The sequence below is a fragment of the Streptomyces sp. NPDC058534 genome (assembly GCF_042717365.1).
In the GTDB taxonomy this organism is placed as follows: Bacteria; Actinomycetota; Actinomycetes; order Streptomycetales; family Streptomycetaceae; genus Streptomyces.
Genome location: NZ_JBHXNW010000030.1, coordinates 67,783 through 83,119 on the forward strand (window position 1 = coordinate 67,783; position 15,337 = coordinate 83,119).

General features: G+C 71.4%; 16 protein-coding genes. 1 reads left to right on the plus strand and 15 read right to left on the minus strand.

Going from position 1 to position 15,337, the window contains the following annotated elements; translation table 11 throughout:
- The coding region (locus tag ACFWR9_RS19970) for a GNAT family N-acetyltransferase (protein ID WP_383843722.1) at positions 1-564 on the minus strand (564 nt) is incomplete at its 3' end.
- A gap of 79 nt (positions 565-643) precedes the next feature.
- Between ACFWR9_RS19970 and ACFWR9_RS19975 the strand changes: the two genes are divergently transcribed.
- Positions 644-1,612, plus strand: coding sequence for an RluA family pseudouridine synthase (locus ACFWR9_RS19975; protein WP_383843725.1), 969 nt, complete (start codon positions 644-646; stop codon positions 1,610-1,612).
- On the opposite strand, the gene ACFWR9_RS19980 is transcribed toward ACFWR9_RS19975, so the two are convergent.
- The 14 genes from ACFWR9_RS19980 to ACFWR9_RS20045 all read right to left on the minus strand — a co-directional run bounded on the left by ACFWR9_RS19980 (position 1,606) and on the right by ACFWR9_RS20045 (position 15,147).
- Positions 1,606-3,102, minus strand: coding sequence for a cytochrome P450 (locus tag ACFWR9_RS19980; protein WP_383843728.1), 1,497 nt, complete (start codon positions 3,100-3,102; stop codon positions 1,606-1,608). The genes ACFWR9_RS19975 and ACFWR9_RS19980 overlap by 7 nt on opposite strands.
- A 54-nt stretch (positions 3,103-3,156) precedes the next feature.
- Positions 3,157-3,777, minus strand: a complete 621-nt coding sequence (locus ACFWR9_RS19985) for an ATP/GTP-binding protein (protein ID WP_383843731.1) — start codon at positions 3,775-3,777, stop codon at positions 3,157-3,159.
- Positions 3,758-4,174: a DUF742 domain-containing protein gene (locus ACFWR9_RS19990; protein WP_383843734.1), complete on the minus strand. Its 417-nt coding sequence runs from the start codon at positions 4,172-4,174 to the stop codon at positions 3,758-3,760. The genes ACFWR9_RS19985 and ACFWR9_RS19990 overlap by 20 nt, the downstream gene beginning before the upstream one ends.
- Positions 4,171-4,548 carry a roadblock/LC7 domain-containing protein gene (locus ACFWR9_RS19995; RefSeq protein WP_167308645.1) on the minus strand — a complete coding sequence of 126 codons (378 nt, stop codon included), beginning with the start codon at positions 4,546-4,548 and terminating at the stop codon, positions 4,171-4,173. The genes ACFWR9_RS19990 and ACFWR9_RS19995 overlap by 4 nt, the downstream gene beginning before the upstream one ends.
- Positions 4,549-4,574: 26 nt before the next feature.
- Positions 4,575-6,197 (minus strand): sensor histidine kinase, encoded by a 1,623-nt coding sequence (locus ACFWR9_RS20000; RefSeq protein WP_383843737.1) that lies wholly within the window; start codon positions 6,195-6,197, stop codon positions 4,575-4,577.
- 369 nt (positions 6,198-6,566) lie between these two features.
- Positions 6,567-9,419, minus strand: a complete 2,853-nt coding sequence (locus ACFWR9_RS20005) for a DEAD/DEAH box helicase (protein WP_383843740.1) — start codon at positions 9,417-9,419, stop codon at positions 6,567-6,569.
- Positions 9,420-9,485: 66 nt separating this feature from the next.
- Positions 9,486-10,436, minus strand: a complete 951-nt coding sequence (gene tatC, locus ACFWR9_RS20010) for a twin-arginine translocase subunit TatC (protein WP_383843743.1) — start codon at positions 10,434-10,436, stop codon at positions 9,486-9,488.
- A gap of 47 nt (positions 10,437-10,483) precedes the next feature.
- Positions 10,484-10,771, minus strand: coding sequence for a Sec-independent protein translocase subunit TatA (gene tatA, locus ACFWR9_RS20015; protein ID WP_383843746.1), 288 nt, complete (start codon positions 10,769-10,771; stop codon positions 10,484-10,486).
- Positions 10,772-11,050: 279 nt separating this feature from the next.
- The gene (locus ACFWR9_RS20020; RefSeq protein WP_383843749.1) at positions 11,051-11,245 is read right to left on the minus strand and encodes a hypothetical protein; all 195 of its coding nucleotides are present in this window, start codon (positions 11,243-11,245) and stop codon (positions 11,051-11,053) included.
- 10 nt (positions 11,246-11,255) lie between these two features.
- Positions 11,256-11,489: a hypothetical protein gene (locus ACFWR9_RS20025; protein ID WP_383843808.1), complete on the minus strand. Its 234-nt coding sequence runs from the start codon at positions 11,487-11,489 to the stop codon at positions 11,256-11,258.
- Positions 11,490-11,545: 56 nt separating this feature from the next.
- Complete coding sequence (locus tag ACFWR9_RS20030; RefSeq protein WP_383843752.1) at positions 11,546-12,598, minus strand: helix-turn-helix transcriptional regulator; 1,053 nt, start codon at positions 12,596-12,598, stop codon at positions 11,546-11,548.
- A gap of 18 nt (positions 12,599-12,616) precedes the next feature.
- The gene (locus ACFWR9_RS20035; RefSeq protein ID WP_383843755.1) at positions 12,617-13,570 is read right to left on the minus strand and encodes a helix-turn-helix transcriptional regulator; all 954 of its coding nucleotides are present in this window, start codon (positions 13,568-13,570) and stop codon (positions 12,617-12,619) included.
- A 137-nt stretch (positions 13,571-13,707) separates the two neighbouring features.
- Positions 13,708-14,079, minus strand: a complete 372-nt coding sequence (locus ACFWR9_RS20040) for an FKBP-type peptidyl-prolyl cis-trans isomerase (RefSeq protein ID WP_383843757.1) — start codon at positions 14,077-14,079, stop codon at positions 13,708-13,710.
- A 60-nt stretch (positions 14,080-14,139) separates the two neighbouring features.
- Positions 14,140-15,147, minus strand: coding sequence for an FKBP-type peptidyl-prolyl cis-trans isomerase (locus tag ACFWR9_RS20045; protein WP_383843760.1), 1,008 nt, complete (start codon positions 15,145-15,147; stop codon positions 14,140-14,142).
- Positions 15,148-15,337: the final 190 nt, after the last annotated feature.

Genomic DNA, 15,337 nt, shown 5'->3' on the forward strand with positions numbered 1-15,337 from the left:
GGCATGCAGGTGCATGTCGTGCCAGCCGTCGGGGTGCAGCAGGGCGCTGCGCTTGGTGCCCTCCGGCGTGAAGCCAGCCTTGTGGGCCACCCGGCAGGACGCGTCGTTGGCGACCGCGTGGGAGAGTTCCAGGCGCTGGAAGCCGACCTCGTCCAGGGCCCAGGCGGCGAGTGCCCGCGCGGCGCGGGCGGCGACGCCTCGCCCACGGGCGGCCGCGGTGGTCCAGTAGGCGACCTCGGCCACCCCGTCGCCGAGCACGATCTCCCGCAGGGCGACCCGGCCGACCAGCAGGTCGTCGGCGGCCTCGACGACGGCCCACTGGGCGTTCCGCTCCCGCTCCCAGCCCTGCCGCCACTCGGCGATCCAGCCGCACACCTCGTCCTCGGAGTCGGCGGTCCGGATGTGCCACTGGTGCATCACCGGGTCCTGGAAGGCCGCGTGGACGTCGGGGGCGTCCTCGTCGCGCCAGGGGCGCAGCAGCAGGCCGTCCCCGGTGGGGAGCGTGGGCTGCGGAGTACCGGAGAGGGTGCCTGCGGCGAGGACCGGGTGCGTCAGGTAGGGCATGGGCCGCATCCTGCCAACCGGCGGGGCCGGCGGCCCAGCGTTTTTCCGGCGCCGGCGGCCGCCTCGTAGGCTGACGGTGATGAGACGCCGTACAGCTCCCCCGCCCTCACCCCTGCCGCAGCGCGACGGCATCGACGCGGTGCGGGTGCGGCTGCCCGCGCACGGCCCGTGGGGCACAGTGCGCGAGCACCTGGCGGAACGGCTGTCCGGCGCGGGCGCCGGCGTCGTCGACGGCATGTTCGCCGCCGGGCTGTTCGTGGCCGCGGACGGGCGGGCGGTGCCGGCGGACGCGCCGTACGAGCCGGGGATGTTCGTGTGGTTCCACCGCGAGACGCCCGCCGAGGTGCCGGTGCCCTTCCCGCTGGAGGTCGTGTACCGCGACGCGCACATCGTCGTCGCCGACAAACCGCACTTCCTGGCCACCACCCCGCGCGGCGGCCACGTCACCGAGACCGCGCTGGCGCGGCTGCGCCGGGAGCTGGACCTCTCCGCGCTCGGTGCCGCGCACCGCCTGGACCGGCTCACCGCGGGACTGGTCCTGTTCATCGTGCGCCCCGAGGAACGCGGCGCGTACCAGAGCCTGTTCGGCGACCGCCGGGTGCGCAAGGAGTACGAGGCCGTCGCCCCGTACGACCCCGGGCTCGCCCTCCCCCGGACCGTGCGCAGCCGCATTCTCAAGGAACGCGGGATCCTGGCCGCCCGCGAGGTCGCGGGCGAGCCCAACGCCGTCACCCGCGTCGAGCTGGACGCGCACCACCGGGCCCCTGACGGGGGTCCGGAGCTGGGGCGGTACCGGCTGGTGCCCGGCACCGGCCAGACCCACCAGCTGCGCGTGCACATGAACAGCCTCGGCGTCCCGATCCTCGGCGACCCCCTCTACCCCGAGGTGACCGCCCCCGTGCCGGCCGGCGACTTCCGGCGCCCGCTGCAACTACTGGCGCGGGAGCTGGGGTTCACCGATCCGGTCACGGGGCGGGAGCACCGCTTCCGCAGCGGACGGTCCCTCGGGGCGTGGACGGCGTACGAGGAGTGGGCCGGCGGTCAGTAGCCGCGCCACCAGAGCAGGAAGCGCTGCCAGGCACCGCGCGGCCGGTGCTGCTCCGGGAACGGCACCGGCTGCGGCGGCGCGGCGTTCGCGGGCACCGGCTGCGGCGGGTACGACGGGACCGGCGGCTGCGTCCGCTCTTCCGGCCTCGGGATGCCGACGTGCCAGCCGGGGCGTCGCGCGGGGGCGGGCGCGTGGCTCGGCTGCTGCATGATGTCCTGCTGCTCCTTGGGCTCGAACCGCACCGGCAGTTCCACCAGGTGCCGGGAGGCGATCGAGGACCGCCACCGCAGCTCGTCCTCGTCGCAGTCGAGCTGGACGTCGGGCAGCCGCATCAGCAGCGCGTCGATGCCCGCGTCGGCGATGGCGCGCCCGATGTCCTGCCCCGGGCACTCGTGCGGGCCGCCGCCGAAGGCGAGGTGGGAGCGGTTGCCCATCATGCTCGCGTCGAGGTCGGGGCGGATGCGCGGGTCGACGTTGCCCGGCGCGATGCCCAGCAGCAGTCCGTCGCCGGCCCGGATGCGTTGCCCGCCCAGTTCCGTCTCCTGCTTGGCGAAGTAGGCGAACACGGTGCTGAACGGCGGCTCGTCCCACAGCGACTGCTCGACCGCCTCCGGCACCGTCATCTGACCGCCGCTGAGCTGGGCGCGGAAGCCGGGGTCGGTCAGCACCACGCGCAGCACGTTGCCGATGAGGTTGACGGTCGCCTCGTAGGCGGCCAGGAGCACCACCCGCAGGTGCTCCCTGACCTCGTCGTCGGTGAGCCCGGCCGGGTGGTTGACGAGGCGCCCGGCGATGTCGTCCTGCGGGTTGGCCCGACGTGCCTCGGTGAGCCGTCCCAGCGCCTCCATGACGTAGGCGTGGCTGGCGATGGCCGTCTCGGTGCCCTTGAGGGTGTCGCGGGCCGCCTCCACCATCCGGTCGCTGTACTCGTCGGGCATGCCGAGCAGGTGGCACATCACACCCATCGGCAGGTGCTCGGCGAACTGTCCGACGAGGTCGGCGCGGCCCTCCTCGCAGAACCGGTTGACGATGCGCTGGGTGTACCGCTTGATGTGCCGGCGCAGCTCCCGGAAGTCGAGGCCGGACATGGCGCTGGTGACCGCGCCGCGCAGCCGTTTGTGCTCGTCGCCCTCGGCGTGCGAGCAGATGGGCTGCCAGGCGATGTGCGGCATCAGCGGGTGGTCGGGCTTGACCAGGCCCTCGTTGAGCGGGTTCCAGAGCCGGCTGTCGCGGCAGAACTGGGCGGGGGTGCTCACCATGTGCAGGTTCTCGGCGTGTCCGAGGACCACCCACATGGGTACGTCGTCGTGGAGCAGCGCCGGCGCCACCGGCCCGTGCTGCTCGCGCAGCCTGTCGTACAGCTCGTCCAGGTCGTCCGCCTCGTGCAGCCGGTGCAGTCCGCCCGGCCCGAGGCCGTGCGCGGGGCAGCCGGGCGGTGGGTCGAGCAGGGGGTCGCCCGTTCCGGTCGGGGAGTGGCGTTCAGGCGTCACAGTCTCGCTCCGCAGCAGAAGTGTGGGTCAAGGGGGTGGGTCGGCCGGGCACGCTCAGGTGAGCGCGCCCCTCATGGCGAGGGAGTGCAGGAAGCGCATCAGGGTCATCAGGACGTCGCGGCTGGAGGCGCGGCGCCGTACGTCGCAGTCGAGGATGGGGATCTCCTCGGGCAGGTCGAGCGCGGTCCGCAGCTCCGCGACGGGGTAACGGGGCGCGTCGGGGAAGGTGTTGGCGGCGACCACGAAGGGCACGCCGCGCTCCTCCAGGCGGCCCATGACGTCGAAGCTGACCTCCAGGCGGCGGGTGTCGACCAGGACGACCGCGCCGAGGGCACCTTCGAACAGGCCGTTCCACAGGAACCAGAAGCGTTCCTGGCCGGGTGTGCCGAAGAGGTACAGCACCAGTTGGTCGGTGATGCTGATGCGGCCGAAGTCCATGGCGACCGTGGTGGCGGTCTTGGAGGCGGAGCCGTAGTTGTCGTCGACGCCGATGCCGGCCTGGGTCATCGTCTCCTCGGTGGTCAGCGGTCTGATCTCGCTGACCGAGCCGACCATCGTGGTCTTGCCGACGCCGAAACCGCCCACGATGACGATCTTCACGGCCGCCTCGGCCGTGTGCGGCAGCCGGTCCTCGGTGCGCGGGCCGGGGATCGTGTCAGAGTTTTTGAAGTCCATGCATCACCGCTTCGAGGAGGTTTCGGTCGGCCACCTTCTGGCGGACGATCGAGGCGCGGGCCTGCACCAGTTCCGCCGCCAGCAGGTCGGTGAGCAGCACGGTCACCACACTGAACGGCAGGCTCAGGTAGGCCGACAGCTCGGCTACGGACAGGGGTGCGGCACACAGCCGCAGCAGGGCGGCCTGTTCCGGGGTGGCGGAGACCGGGGGGTCCGCGCGGGCCACGATCAGGGTGACCAGGTCGATGTCGGCGCGCTCGCCGTTCCCCTCGCCGCCGATGACGAAGAGCCGCTCGGGGTTGCGGATCTCGCCCTCTTTGCCGGGTGGGGCGGGACCGGGGGACTCGGCGGGCCGGTCCTGTCCGGGAGTTCGCCTCTGGCGTTGGGGAGGAGTCATACGGTCTGCCCGTTGCGCCGCGCGGGACTGGTGAGATGGGGGCCGATGCGGGCGACCAGGTCGGCCATGCTCAGGCCCATCCGGCCGGGTTCGCAGCGGACGTCGGAGAGCACGGCGAGGTAGGCGTTGGGGCCGGCGGCCATCAGGTAGAAGTAGCCGCCGTTCATCTCGATGAGCACCATCTTCATGTCGCCGTCGCTGGTGGGGATCTCCTGGCTGACGGCACTCGCCAGGCTCTGCAGGCCCGCGCAGGCGGCGGCGACCCGGTCGGCGGCGTCGGGGTCCCCCGAGTAGCGGGCGATGCGCAGGCCGTCGGCGGAGAGCACGACGATCATCTCGATGCCCGGGACGCCGTCGTAGAGGTCCCGGAGCATCCAGTCGAACTTGCCTTGCTGCTCGATCACTTGAGGTTCCCCTCGTCGTCTGCCGGGGCGTGGGCCGGCTCGTCGCTGCTGGACTGCTGGTGGGCCTGGGTGATGCCCGGGTGCTGCTTGAGGCCCTCCCAGAAGGCGCCGATGAAGTGCCCCGGCGGGAGACCCTGGTCCTTCTCCTGCGCGGGCTCGGGCTCCGCGGGCGCCGGGATGCCGTTGCGGGCGCGTTCGGCGGCCAGGCGGGCCTCGCGCTCGGCGTCCTCGCGCTCCCAGACCGCCTGTTCGGCGAGGCGTTGGCTGAGCGGCATCTTGACCCGGCTGCGGCGCTGCGGCAGACCGCCCGCCGTCCACTCGGTGACCTCGGGGACGTCGTCCTCCATGGAGACGCCGGCCGGGATGCGCGGGCTGGTGGGGCGGCGCTTCTTGGGCTTGCGCTGCGGTCCGGGCAGGGCATCCGGGCCCGGGGTGGGGATCGAGGTCGCGCCGATACCGTGGGCGAGGCCGACGCCGGGCTCGGTGGTCATCATCTTGCTCGGCACGATGAGGATGGCGCGGACTCCGCCGTACGCGGAGGCCCGCAGCGAGACGTCCATACCGAACTGCGTGCACAGCCGGCCGACGACGGACAGGCCCAGGCGCGGGTGATGGGCGAGGTCCTGCACGTCGGTGCCGCGCTTGGCCTGCTCCAGCAGGCCCTCGATGCGGGCGCGGGACTCCTCGCTGAGGCTGACGCCGGCGTCCTCGATCTCGATGCAGACACCGCTCTGCACCTCGGTCGCGGTGACGTGCACCTTGGCCGCGGGCGGTGAGTAGCGGGTGGCGTTGTCGAGCAGCTCCGCCGCGGCGTGGATGACCGGTTCGACCGCGGTGCCCTTGATGTTGACCTTGGCGATGGAGGCCAGGTTGATCCGGCGGTACTCCAGGATCCGGGACATGGCGCCGCGCAGCACGCTGTAGAGGGCGACCGGCTCGGGCCACTGACGTCCGGGCCGGCCGCCGCCGATCACGGAGATGGAGTCGGCGAGGCGGCCGATCAGCGAGGTGCCGTGGTCGATGCGCAGGAGGTCGTCGAAGACCTCGGGGTTGCGCCCGTGGTCCTCCTCCATCTCGCGGAGTTCCTTGTTCTGCTGGTGGACGATCGCCTGGACGCGGCGGGCGATGTCGACGAAGGAGCGCTCCGCGGACTCGCGCATGGAGTCCTGGTGGTCGACGATGTCGCAGACCATGCGGATCAGCCGGCGCTGGGGCTCGCCGAGTTCGGTGTAGCCGGGGTTCACCTCGCCGAGGCGGCGCATCACCTCCGCGGGCGTGTTCCCCCTGCGCATGAAGTTCAGCACGTCGGGCAGCACGACGTCGCCGAGGTCGACCATCTCCTCGTGGTGGCTCGCCGCCCGGTGTTCCAGATACGCGCTGTGACGGGCGTGCGCGGCGCGTTCGGCCCGCAATGCACGGCCGCGGCGTACCGCCTCGGCCGCCGCGGAGACCACCAGCAGGGTGGCGACGGCACCGCACAGGCCGACGGCGAGCCGGGCCGGTTCCGTCACGAGGGCGACGGCGGCCCCGGTGGCCGCGGCCATCAGTATGGCCGGCAGCAACAGCGTTCGCGCGTAGGGAAGTTCACGGCGACCTGGAGGGGAATCAACACTCACCATGTAGGCCCTCTGAAAACGAATCGGCTGGGATGGGGGAGCTTGCGACGGGGTATGTCTGGGAGTTGCCTGGATCTTCGGCGCATTGGGAACAAGCGCGCGATTACACCTCAACTCGGTGCGCTGCGGGCGAGCTTAGTCCGAGGGGATCAACGCCGTGTCATATTCAGCGACCGCCTGAAACGGGCCTGGGGGCTGGAGTAAGGTCGGCACTTTTGCACGGCGGGGAATCATTCGAACACGATGCGTGAGCGCGTATGGGCATACGAACTTCACTCACCGTGATGAGGGAAAAGGTGCCGGACGCACCGCGAACGCGCGAAGGCCCGGCGGTCTCCCGCCGGGCCTTCACTACGTGCCGTCTGTCCCGGGCTAACCCACGGACGAGTAGGCGACCACTCCGCGCAGCAGCTCCTCGACCGCCTTGCGCGCGTTCTTCGGAACCGTGGAGCCCTGGGCGGGTGCGGCGGCCGCGATCTGGCCGAGGACGTCGATGACCTGCTTGCACCAGCGCACGAAGTCGCCCGCCGGCATCTCCGCCTCGCGCAGCACCTCGTCGAGGCCCTTGCCGGACGCCCACATGAACGCCGCCCAGGCGAAGCCGAGGTCGGGCTCGCGCTGGCCGACGCCCTCGGTCTGGCTGATCCGGAAGTCCTCCTCCAGGGCGTCGAGTCGGCCCCAGATCCGCACCGTCTCGCCGAGCGCGGCCTTGGCCTTGCCCGAGGGCACCTTCGGCGCCATCGCGTCGTCGGCGACCCTGGACTCGTACACCAGCGCCGAGACGCAGGCGGCCAGTTCGGCCGGGGAGAGCCCTTCCCAGACGCCCTCGCGCAGGCACTCGCTGGCGAGCAGGTCCAGCTCGCCGTAGAGCCGGGCGAGGCGCTTGCCGTGCTCGGTGACCTCGTCGCCGCGCAGGTAGTCCAGCTCGGTCAGCAGCGCGACGATCCGGTCGAAGGTACGGGCGATGGTGTTCGTCCGGCCCTCGATCCGGCGCTCCAGCTGCGAGGTGTCGCGCAGCAGCCGGTGGTAGCGCTCGGCCCAGCGGGCGTGGTCCTCGCGGTCGTCGCAGCCGTGGCAGGGGTGGGCGCGGATGTCCTGGCGCAGCCGGGCGATCTCCCGGTCGTCGGCGGCCTGGGACCGCTTCTTGCGGGCCCGCTCCGGCGGGATGTGGCCGGCTTTGGTGCGCAGCGCGGAGGCGAGGTCGCGGCGGGACTGGGGCGAGCGCGGGTTGAAGGACTTCGGGATGCGCATCCGCTCCAGCGCCTCGACCGGCACCGGGAAGTCCATCGACGCCAGCCGCTTGACCTGCCGCTCGGCGGTCAGCACCAGCGGGCGGGGCCCGTCGTGGTGTTCGAAGCCGCGGTGGCCGTTGGACCGGCCGGCGGGCAGCCCCGGGTCCAGCACCAGGGCGAGGCCCGCGTACTTGCCCGTCGGCACGTGGATGACGTCGCCCGGCTTCAGCTTCTCCAGCGCCACGGCGGCCTCGGCGCGCCGCTGGCCGGCGCCCTGCCTGGCCAGTTCGGTCTCCCGGTCCTTCAGCTCGCGGCGCAGCCGCGCGTACTCCTCGAAGTCGCCGAGGTGGCAGGTCATGGAGGCCTGGTAGCCCTCCAGGCCCTCCTCGTTGCGCTGCACCTGCCGGGAGATGCCGACGACCGACTTGTCCGCCTGGAACTGCGCGAAGGAGGTCTCCAGCAGCTCCCGCGAGCGGTGCCGGCCGAACTGCCCGACCAGGTTGACCGCCATGTTGTACGACGGCCGGAAGCTGGAGCGCAGCGGGTACGTGCGGGTGCCGGCCAGTCCCGCGAGGTGTTCGGGGTTCATCGCACGCTGCCACAGCACGACGGCGTGACCCTCGACGTCGATGCCGCGCCGGCCGGCCCGGCCGGTGAGCTGGGTGAACTCGCCGGGGGTGATGTCGGCGTGCTGTTCGCCGTTCCACTTGACGAGCTTCTCCAGCACCACCGAGCGGGCGGGCATGTTGATGCCGAGGGCGAGGGTCTCGGTGGCGAAGACGGCCTTCACCAGTCCGCGGACGAACAGCTCCTCGACGACCTCCTTGAACGTCGGCAGCATGCCCGCGTGGTGGGCGGCGATGCCGCGCTCCAGGCCCTCCAGCCACTCGTAGTACCCCAGGACGTGCAGGTCCTCGGTCGGGATGGAGGCGGTGCGCTCCTCCACGAGCGCGCGCACCCGGCCCCGCGCGTCCTCGTCGTTGAGCCGCAGGCCGGCGTACAGGCACTGCTGGACGGCGGCCTCGCAGGCGGCGCGGCTGAAGATGAAGGTGATCGCGGGCAGCAGGCCTTCGGAGTCGAGGCGCTCGATGACCTCGGGCCGGCTCGGCGTCCACACGCGGGAGCGCTGTCGGCGCTCGCGCTCCCGGTCGGCCTCCTTCATGGCGCGGCCGCGCCTGCGGTCCTGGTAGGACGGGCGGCTCGCCTCCATGCGCGCCATGCGCGTGAGGTCCGGGTTGACGGCCTTCTTGTGGCCCTCGCCCTCCTCGAACAGGTCGTACATCCGGCGGCCGGCGAGCACGTGCTGGAACAGCGGCACGGGCCGGTGCTCGGAGACGATCACCTGGGTGTCGCCGCGGACGGTGTCGAGCCAGTCGCCGAACTCCTCCGCATTGGACACGGTCGCCGACAGTGACACCAGGGTCACGGACTCGGGGAGGTGGATGATCACCTCCTCCCACACGGCGCCGCGGAAGCGGTCGGAGAGGTAGTGCACCTCGTCCATGACCACGTACCCGAGGCCCAGGAGGGTCTGAGAGCCCGCGTACAGCATGTTCCGCAGGACCTCGGTGGTCATGACGACGACCGGGGCCTCCGGGTTCACGCTGTTGTCGCCGGTGAGGAGGCCGACGCGGTCCGTGCCGTAGCGGCGGCACAGGTCGGCGTACTTCTGGTTGGACAGCGCCTTGATGGGCGTCGTGTAGAAGCACTTCTTGCCCTGCTGGAGGGCGAGGTGGACGGCGAACTCGCCGACGATCGTCTTGCCGGAACCCGTGGGCGCGGCCACCAGCACGCCCTTGCCCGCCTCGAGGGCCTGACAGGCCTCGATCTGGAAGGGGTCGAGGCCGAAGTCGTACATCTCGCGGAAGGAGGCGAGCGCGGTGGCCTGCTCGACAGCGCGCTGACGGGCTGCCGCGTACCGCTCGGCCGGTGAGAGATCCTCTGTCATCGTGCTTTCGAGCGTACCGGGCCGCACTGACAACAGGACGATCATTATCGGGAACGGCCCTGTGGGGGTTCCGTGGGGGCGGCGACGGCGGCCGTCACCGCCCCGGCGGTGCTACGTCACGTCGTCGTAGCCGTTGACCCGGTCCTTCGTGGCCTGCTCGGGCAGGGCGCGGGCGGTGGTCACGGCCTCGACCTCGCCGATGGTCTCGGGGGTCAGGTCCAGGTCCGACGCCTCGTCGTCGTCGGGCTCCAGAGCCTCGCGGCGGAGCCTGCGGCGGTCGTTCGTGAGGGAGACGCCGACGGCGGCGAAGTACAGGACCCAGATCGGCCCGGCCAGCATGACCATGGTCAGCGGGTCCGTGCTCGGCGTGGCGATGGCCGCGAACAGCGTGATGCCCATGATCATCCCGCGCCACCAGCCGAGCATCTTCTTGCCGGTCAGCACTCCGGTGAAGTTGAGCATCACGAGCAGCAGGGGCAGCTCGAAGGAGAGACCGAAGACGATCACCATGCGGGTGACGAGGTCGAGCAGTTCGTCCAGCGGCAGCAGGTTGTCGACGTTGCTCGGGGTGAAGTCGATCAGCACCTCCGCGGAGGTGGGCAGCACCGCGTAGGCGAAGTAGGCACCGACGAGGAACAGCGGGGCGCCGGTGGCGACGAACGCGTAGGCGTACTTCTTCTCGCTCCTGTGCAGCCCGGGGGCGACGAACGCCCACAACTGGTAGAGCCAGACCGGCGAGGCCAGCACGATGCCCGCCGTCAGCGACACCTTCAGCGCCAGGGTGAAGGGACCGAGCAGACCGTTGATGGTGATCTGCGCGCACGGCTCCGAGCCGGCCGTCGACTCGGCCAGCTCCGCGAAGGACTTCTCACAGCCGATCGAATCGAGGATCGGCTCGGTGAGGAGGTTGATGATCTCCTGGTAGAAGAAGGCTCCGACGACGGTGACGGCGACGATGGCCAACAGCGCCTTCGCGAGCCGGTTGCGGAGCTCACGAAGGTGCTCCGCGAGGGGCATCCGCCCCTCGGGGTCCCTCTCCTTGGTGCGGGCAGGCTTCAGCAACCCACGTTCCCATCTCGTGCGGCGGGCCGGAGGTCACCGGCCCTGCGTCAGCGCTTGGTCGTGTCCGTCGGCTCGTTGACCGGCCGGGAGCTGGTCACGTCGCCGGGGGCGGCCTGGATGGTGCGCTGCGCCGCGGACTGCTCGGGGCCCGGCGGGTCGGCGGGGGCGGACGAGTCGTTCTTGCCCTCGCTCTTCATCTGCTTGGCCTCGCTCTTGAGGATGCGTGCCGACTTGCCGAGGGACCGCGCCATGTCCGGAAGCTTCTTCGCGCCGAACAGCAGGATGATGACGACGAGGATGAGAATGATCTCGGGGGCTCCGAGCCTTCCGAACATAAGTCTTTACCTTCTCACCGAGGCGGCTGGGTTGGGGTGCTGTCCGACCGGTCGGACATACGTCCGATCGATCGTCTTGTGCAGCGATCGTAACGCTCAGGGGTGAACGTGAGGCAATCCCTGTGCGTACTCCCGTCCGCGGCCGGGCCTCGTTTTCCGGGCCGCGACCAGCAGCGTACCTTCAGGGGCCCGTGGGGTGACAGGGCGAAAGCGGTCCAAAACGAGACTCGCGTGTGTCGGTCGGGCCGGTCACGGGGCCGTGTGGCGCGGTTCTCGCGTTCACAGGGCGTCCACGGAACGGGCGGCGCTCTCGGTCGCCCGCTCCAGATCCTCCGCTGCCCGGCTGATCCTGCGGGCCGAGTCCGTCACCTGCCTGCCGAGTCGCTGCGTCTCCACGAACACCTTCACGGCGAACACCGTGAGGACGGCGAGACCAAGGAAACCCACGGCAACGGCGAACATCGGCCAGAACATGACGTCGAGACTAGACGGTGGAGTGCAGCCGCAGTGTCCTGACCCCGCCGCCCGTGAGCAGTTCCACGACCCGCTCCCCCGCCGGTTTGCGGACCGCGGACCCGCACTCGGGGCAGGTGAACGAGTAGAAGGTGGTGCGGCTGGTGGCGCCGATGGCCAGCCGCAGGGCGCTCGCGGCGAGTTCGAAGCGGCCCCGGCAGTCCGGGCAGCCCGCCTTGAACACGATCGGCGACACACGTCTCATGCCCGCGAACGCGGACGCCGCCGACACGCCCGGCCCACCTGGTTCCACGGGCTCGCTCACAGTCCTCGCTCCTGCCTTTCGTGCGGGCCCTCGACCGTCTCGACACCGGCTTCCGGGCCGGCCGCCTCGATCCCGTCGTAGGCGGCCAGCGCCTCCCGGGCGGCGCGGCGGGCGCTGTCGGCCAGCTCGGGCGGGGAGACGATCCGGCCGTCGCGTCCCAGCCGCAGCGCCAGCCGCCGCAGGGAGGCCGGCTCGGGGGTGCGCAGGGTGATGCGCAGTCCGCCGTCGGGACGTTCGTCCGCGCTGTCGTGCGGGTAGTACTCGGCGACCCAGCGCCCGCCCGGGCCGACCTCGACGACGACCTCCGGATCCTCGGCGGCGGGCTGCACCAGCCCCTCCGACAGGTCCCGCAGCTCCACCTCGGGCGGCGCGGACGGCTCGTCCAGGATGCGGATCTCGGCGACCCGGTCGAGCCGGAAGGTGCGCCGCGCTTCGGAGCGGCGGCACCAGGCCTCCACGTAGGTGTGCCCGACGCTGACCAGCCGGATGGGGTCGATCTCGCGCTCGGTGACCTCGTCGCGGGCCGGTGAGTAGTAGCGGATCCACAGCCGGCGGCGCTCGGAGATCGCCCGGTCGACGTCGGCGAAGACGCCGCCCTCGGACTCGAAGGTGACGGACAGGCGCGAACTGGCGCCCGCGGCCTCCCCGGCCGAGGTCTCCACCTTGGCGGTCGCCCGCAACAGCGCCTGCCGGTCGCTCTCGCGCAGGCCCGGCAGGGTCGCCACGGCCCGGGCGGCGACCAGCAGCGCGGTGGCCTCGTCGGCGGCGAGCCGCAGCGGCTCCGCGGCGTCCGCGCCGAGCGCGGCCGGGTTGTGCCACCAGATGCGCTCACCGTCGGTGTCGATGTCGAGCAGATCGCCGCCGCGGAAACTGGTGCCGCACATCGGCAGCACGTCGAGGTCGGAGACCAGCTCGTCCTCGGTGATGCCGAAGGCCCGCGCGACGTCCTCGATCCGCGCCCCGGGACGCTCCCTCAGATACGTCACCAGGGACAGCATCCGCCGGGTCTGGTCGATGGCGTTCACTGCCCTGACCGGTTTGCCTGCCACAGTGTTGTCCGCTCCCCCTCAGCCCTTGGCGACGGCACGCAGCCGGTCCACCACGTCCGCACGCAACTCCGCGGGCTCCAGCACCACCACGTCCGGCCCGAACTCGACCAGCCAGGCGTCCAGGCCGTGCCCGTACGGAATCTCCAACTCGTCCCAGCCCTCACCCAGTTCCCGTACGGCGGTGGACTTCGCCCGCAGGGGGTATCCCGCGCCCGTACGCAGCCGGATCCGCGCGGAGCGGTCGGCGGTCTCCCCCGCCCAGCTCGCGACCGTCTCGCGGACGGTGACGACATCGGGCACGGGCGCGGTGAACCGCCCGCCCCGCGAACGGACCCTGCCGGTGATCCGCGACAGCCGGAACACCCGCTCGGCCCCGCGGTCACGGTCGAAGCCCGCCAGGTACCAGTGCCCGCGCCAGCACTCCAGCGCCCAGGGCTCCACGTGCCGGGGCTCGGGCTGGGCGGCGTTCGCCTTGCGGTAGTCGAAGCCGACGGGCCGGCGGTCGCGGCAGGCGAGCATCAGCGGCTCGAAGGCCGCCTCGTGCACCGGGATGCGCGGCTCCAGGGCGCTGTGCGGCTCGTACGGGTCGACGTCCTCGGGCAGTCCCGCCGCACGCAGCTTCTGCAGGGCGCCGCTCGCGGCACCGGCGAGCCGGGCCTGCTGCCACACCTTCGCGGCCAGCCCCAGCGCGGCGGCCTCCTCGGCGTCCAGGGTGATGGGCGGCAGCCGGTTGCTGTCCCGGCGGGCCAGGTAGCCGATCTCGCCGTCGAGGCTCTCCACGGTCTCGATGACCAGTCCGAGTTCGCGCAGGTCGTCCTTGTCGCGCTCGAACATGCGGTTGAAGGAGTCGTCGGAGCCCGCCTCAAGGTAGGCCTCCACCGACTCGCGCAGCTCACGCTTGCTGAGCGGCCGCCGTGTCCCGAGCAGACACAGCGCCAGGTTCATCAGCCGCTCGGCCTTGGCAATGGCCATCGACGCCCTTCTCCCTATGGTGCTTACGACGGATGACCGTACCGCCCCGCGGGGGCGCGGCAAAAACCGAGGGCCCATGCCCGCACAGGCATGGACCCTGGATGACCGGCTCTGATCACTGTCCGTTCGGACGTCGATCAGACTCCGAGCAGATCGACCACGAAGATCAGCGTCTCGCCGGGCTTGATCGCCGGGGTCGGGCTCTGGTTGCCGTAGGCGAGGTGCGCCGGCACGGTCAGCTGACGACGGCCGCCGACCTTCATGCCCTGCACGCCCCGGTCCCAGCCGGCGATGACGCGGCCGCCACCGAGCGGGAAGCGGAAGGGCGTACCGCGGTTCCAGCTGGCGTCGAACTCCTCGCCGGTGCTGAAGGCGACACCCACGTAGTGCACGGTGACCGTCTGGCCGGCCTCGGCCACCGGGCCGTCGCCCTCCCAGATGTCCTTGATCTCGAGGTCCGCCGGGGGCTCGCCACCCGGGAAGTCGACCTCGGGCTTGTCGATGCTCACGTGTTCAGCTCCTGCTTGTCTGCGAAAAGGCAACGGGCCAAGTCTTACATCTTCGAGGCGTCACATCTTCGCGAGGATGTCGACCGAGAAGACCAGGGTGGAGTCCTTCTGGATGCCGCTGCCCTCCGGCGGGCTGTCCCCGTACCCCAGGTCCGGCGGAATGACGATGAGGACGCGACTGCCGACCTTCTTGCCGGTCAGGCCCTGCGACCAGCCCTTGACGACCTGCTGCAGCGAGAACGACGTCAGCTGCTTCCTGCTGTACGTCGAGTCGAACTCCTTGCCGCCGTCCCACACGACGCCCTTGTACTGCACGAGGACGCTGTCCTGGGCGCCGACCTCGGCGCCGTCGCCCTCCAGGACGTACTCCGCCGCGAGCTTCTTCGGCGCGTCGGTCTCGGGCACCTCGATGGAGGGCGCCTTGCCGTCGGTGTTGGTGCCGACCTCGGGCAGCGCCGCGTCGTCCTGCGCGACCTCCTTGCCCTTGGCGGAGCTCTTGGCGTTGAAGGTGTCCTGCACGTCGACCACGAAGACCAGCGTGTCGGAACCCTTGATGCCCGCCTGCTCGTTGCCCTGCTCGCCGTACCCCCAGGTGGGCGGGACGGAGAACTCGACGCGGCTGCCGGTCTTCTTGCCGGTGAGCGCGTACCGCCAGCCGTCGATGATGCTGCCCTGGGCGAGCTGGATGACGAGCGGGGTCTTGCGGTCGTAGGAGTTGTCGAAGACCTTCGCGCTCTGCCAGACCTGACCGAGGTAGTTCGCCGACACGAAGTCGCCCTCCGCGACGGCCTTGCCGCCGCCCGCGATGACCGTCTTCACCGCGAGGTCCTTGGACGGCTCCCCGCTGCCCTTGGCGACCGTCGGCTTCTCGTCGAACTTCGTCCCCGCCGTGATCGCCGGCAGCGGACCGTCGACGATCTTCGGCGGCGGCGGTGCCGACGCCGTGGCCGACGCCTCGGGCGACGCGCTGTCGCTCGCGTTGCTCGAAGAGCCGGAGTCGTCGTCACCGCATGCGGCGAGCGTGACCAGTCCCGCGGGGACGGCGATGAGGAGGGAGCGTCGACGCACGGTGGGGGCCTCGTATCGATATGGGTCTGCGTGATGGCGTGCGCGCAACTCTACGGCGTGAGAAGGGGCCCGGACGGAGAAAGTAATGTGGGCCGGTGGCGGGGGGGGCCCGGGGGGGGGGGTCGCCGCCAGCCCCCCCCCCGGGGCGGGGCCCAAACCCCGAGGCCCAGAGCACCCCGCCGCGCCCACC

Excerpts from the sequence above, each read along its gene's own strand:
- ACFWR9_RS19975 (WP_383843725.1), top strand. The coding sequence starts at position 644 with ATGAGACGCCGTACAGCTCCCCCGCCCTCACCCCTGCCGCAGCGCGAC.
- ACFWR9_RS19985 (WP_383843731.1), bottom strand. The coding sequence starts at position 3,777 with ATGGACTTCAAAAACTCTGACACGATCCCCGGCCCGCGCACCGAGGAC.
- ACFWR9_RS19990 (WP_383843734.1), bottom strand. The coding sequence starts at position 4,174 with ATGACTCCTCCCCAACGCCAGAGGCGAACTCCCGGACAGGACCGGCCC.
- ACFWR9_RS19995 (WP_167308645.1), bottom strand. The coding sequence starts at position 4,548 with ATGCTCCGGGACCTCTACGACGGCGTCCCGGGCATCGAGATGATCGTC.
- ACFWR9_RS20000 (WP_383843737.1), bottom strand. The coding sequence starts at position 6,197 with ATGGTGAGTGTTGATTCCCCTCCAGGTCGCCGTGAACTTCCCTACGCG.
- ACFWR9_RS20005 (WP_383843740.1), bottom strand. The coding sequence starts at position 9,419 with ATGATCGTCCTGTTGTCAGTGCGGCCCGGTACGCTCGAAAGCACGATG.
- tatA (WP_383843746.1), bottom strand. The coding sequence starts at position 10,771 with ATGTTCGGAAGGCTCGGAGCCCCCGAGATCATTCTCATCCTCGTCGTC.
- ACFWR9_RS20020 (WP_383843749.1), bottom strand. The coding sequence starts at position 11,245 with ATGTTCTGGCCGATGTTCGCCGTTGCCGTGGGTTTCCTTGGTCTCGCC.
- ACFWR9_RS20025 (WP_383843808.1), bottom strand. The coding sequence starts at position 11,489 with ATGAGACGTGTGTCGCCGATCGTGTTCAAGGCGGGCTGCCCGGACTGC.
- ACFWR9_RS20035 (WP_383843755.1), bottom strand. The coding sequence starts at position 13,570 with ATGGCCATTGCCAAGGCCGAGCGGCTGATGAACCTGGCGCTGTGTCTG.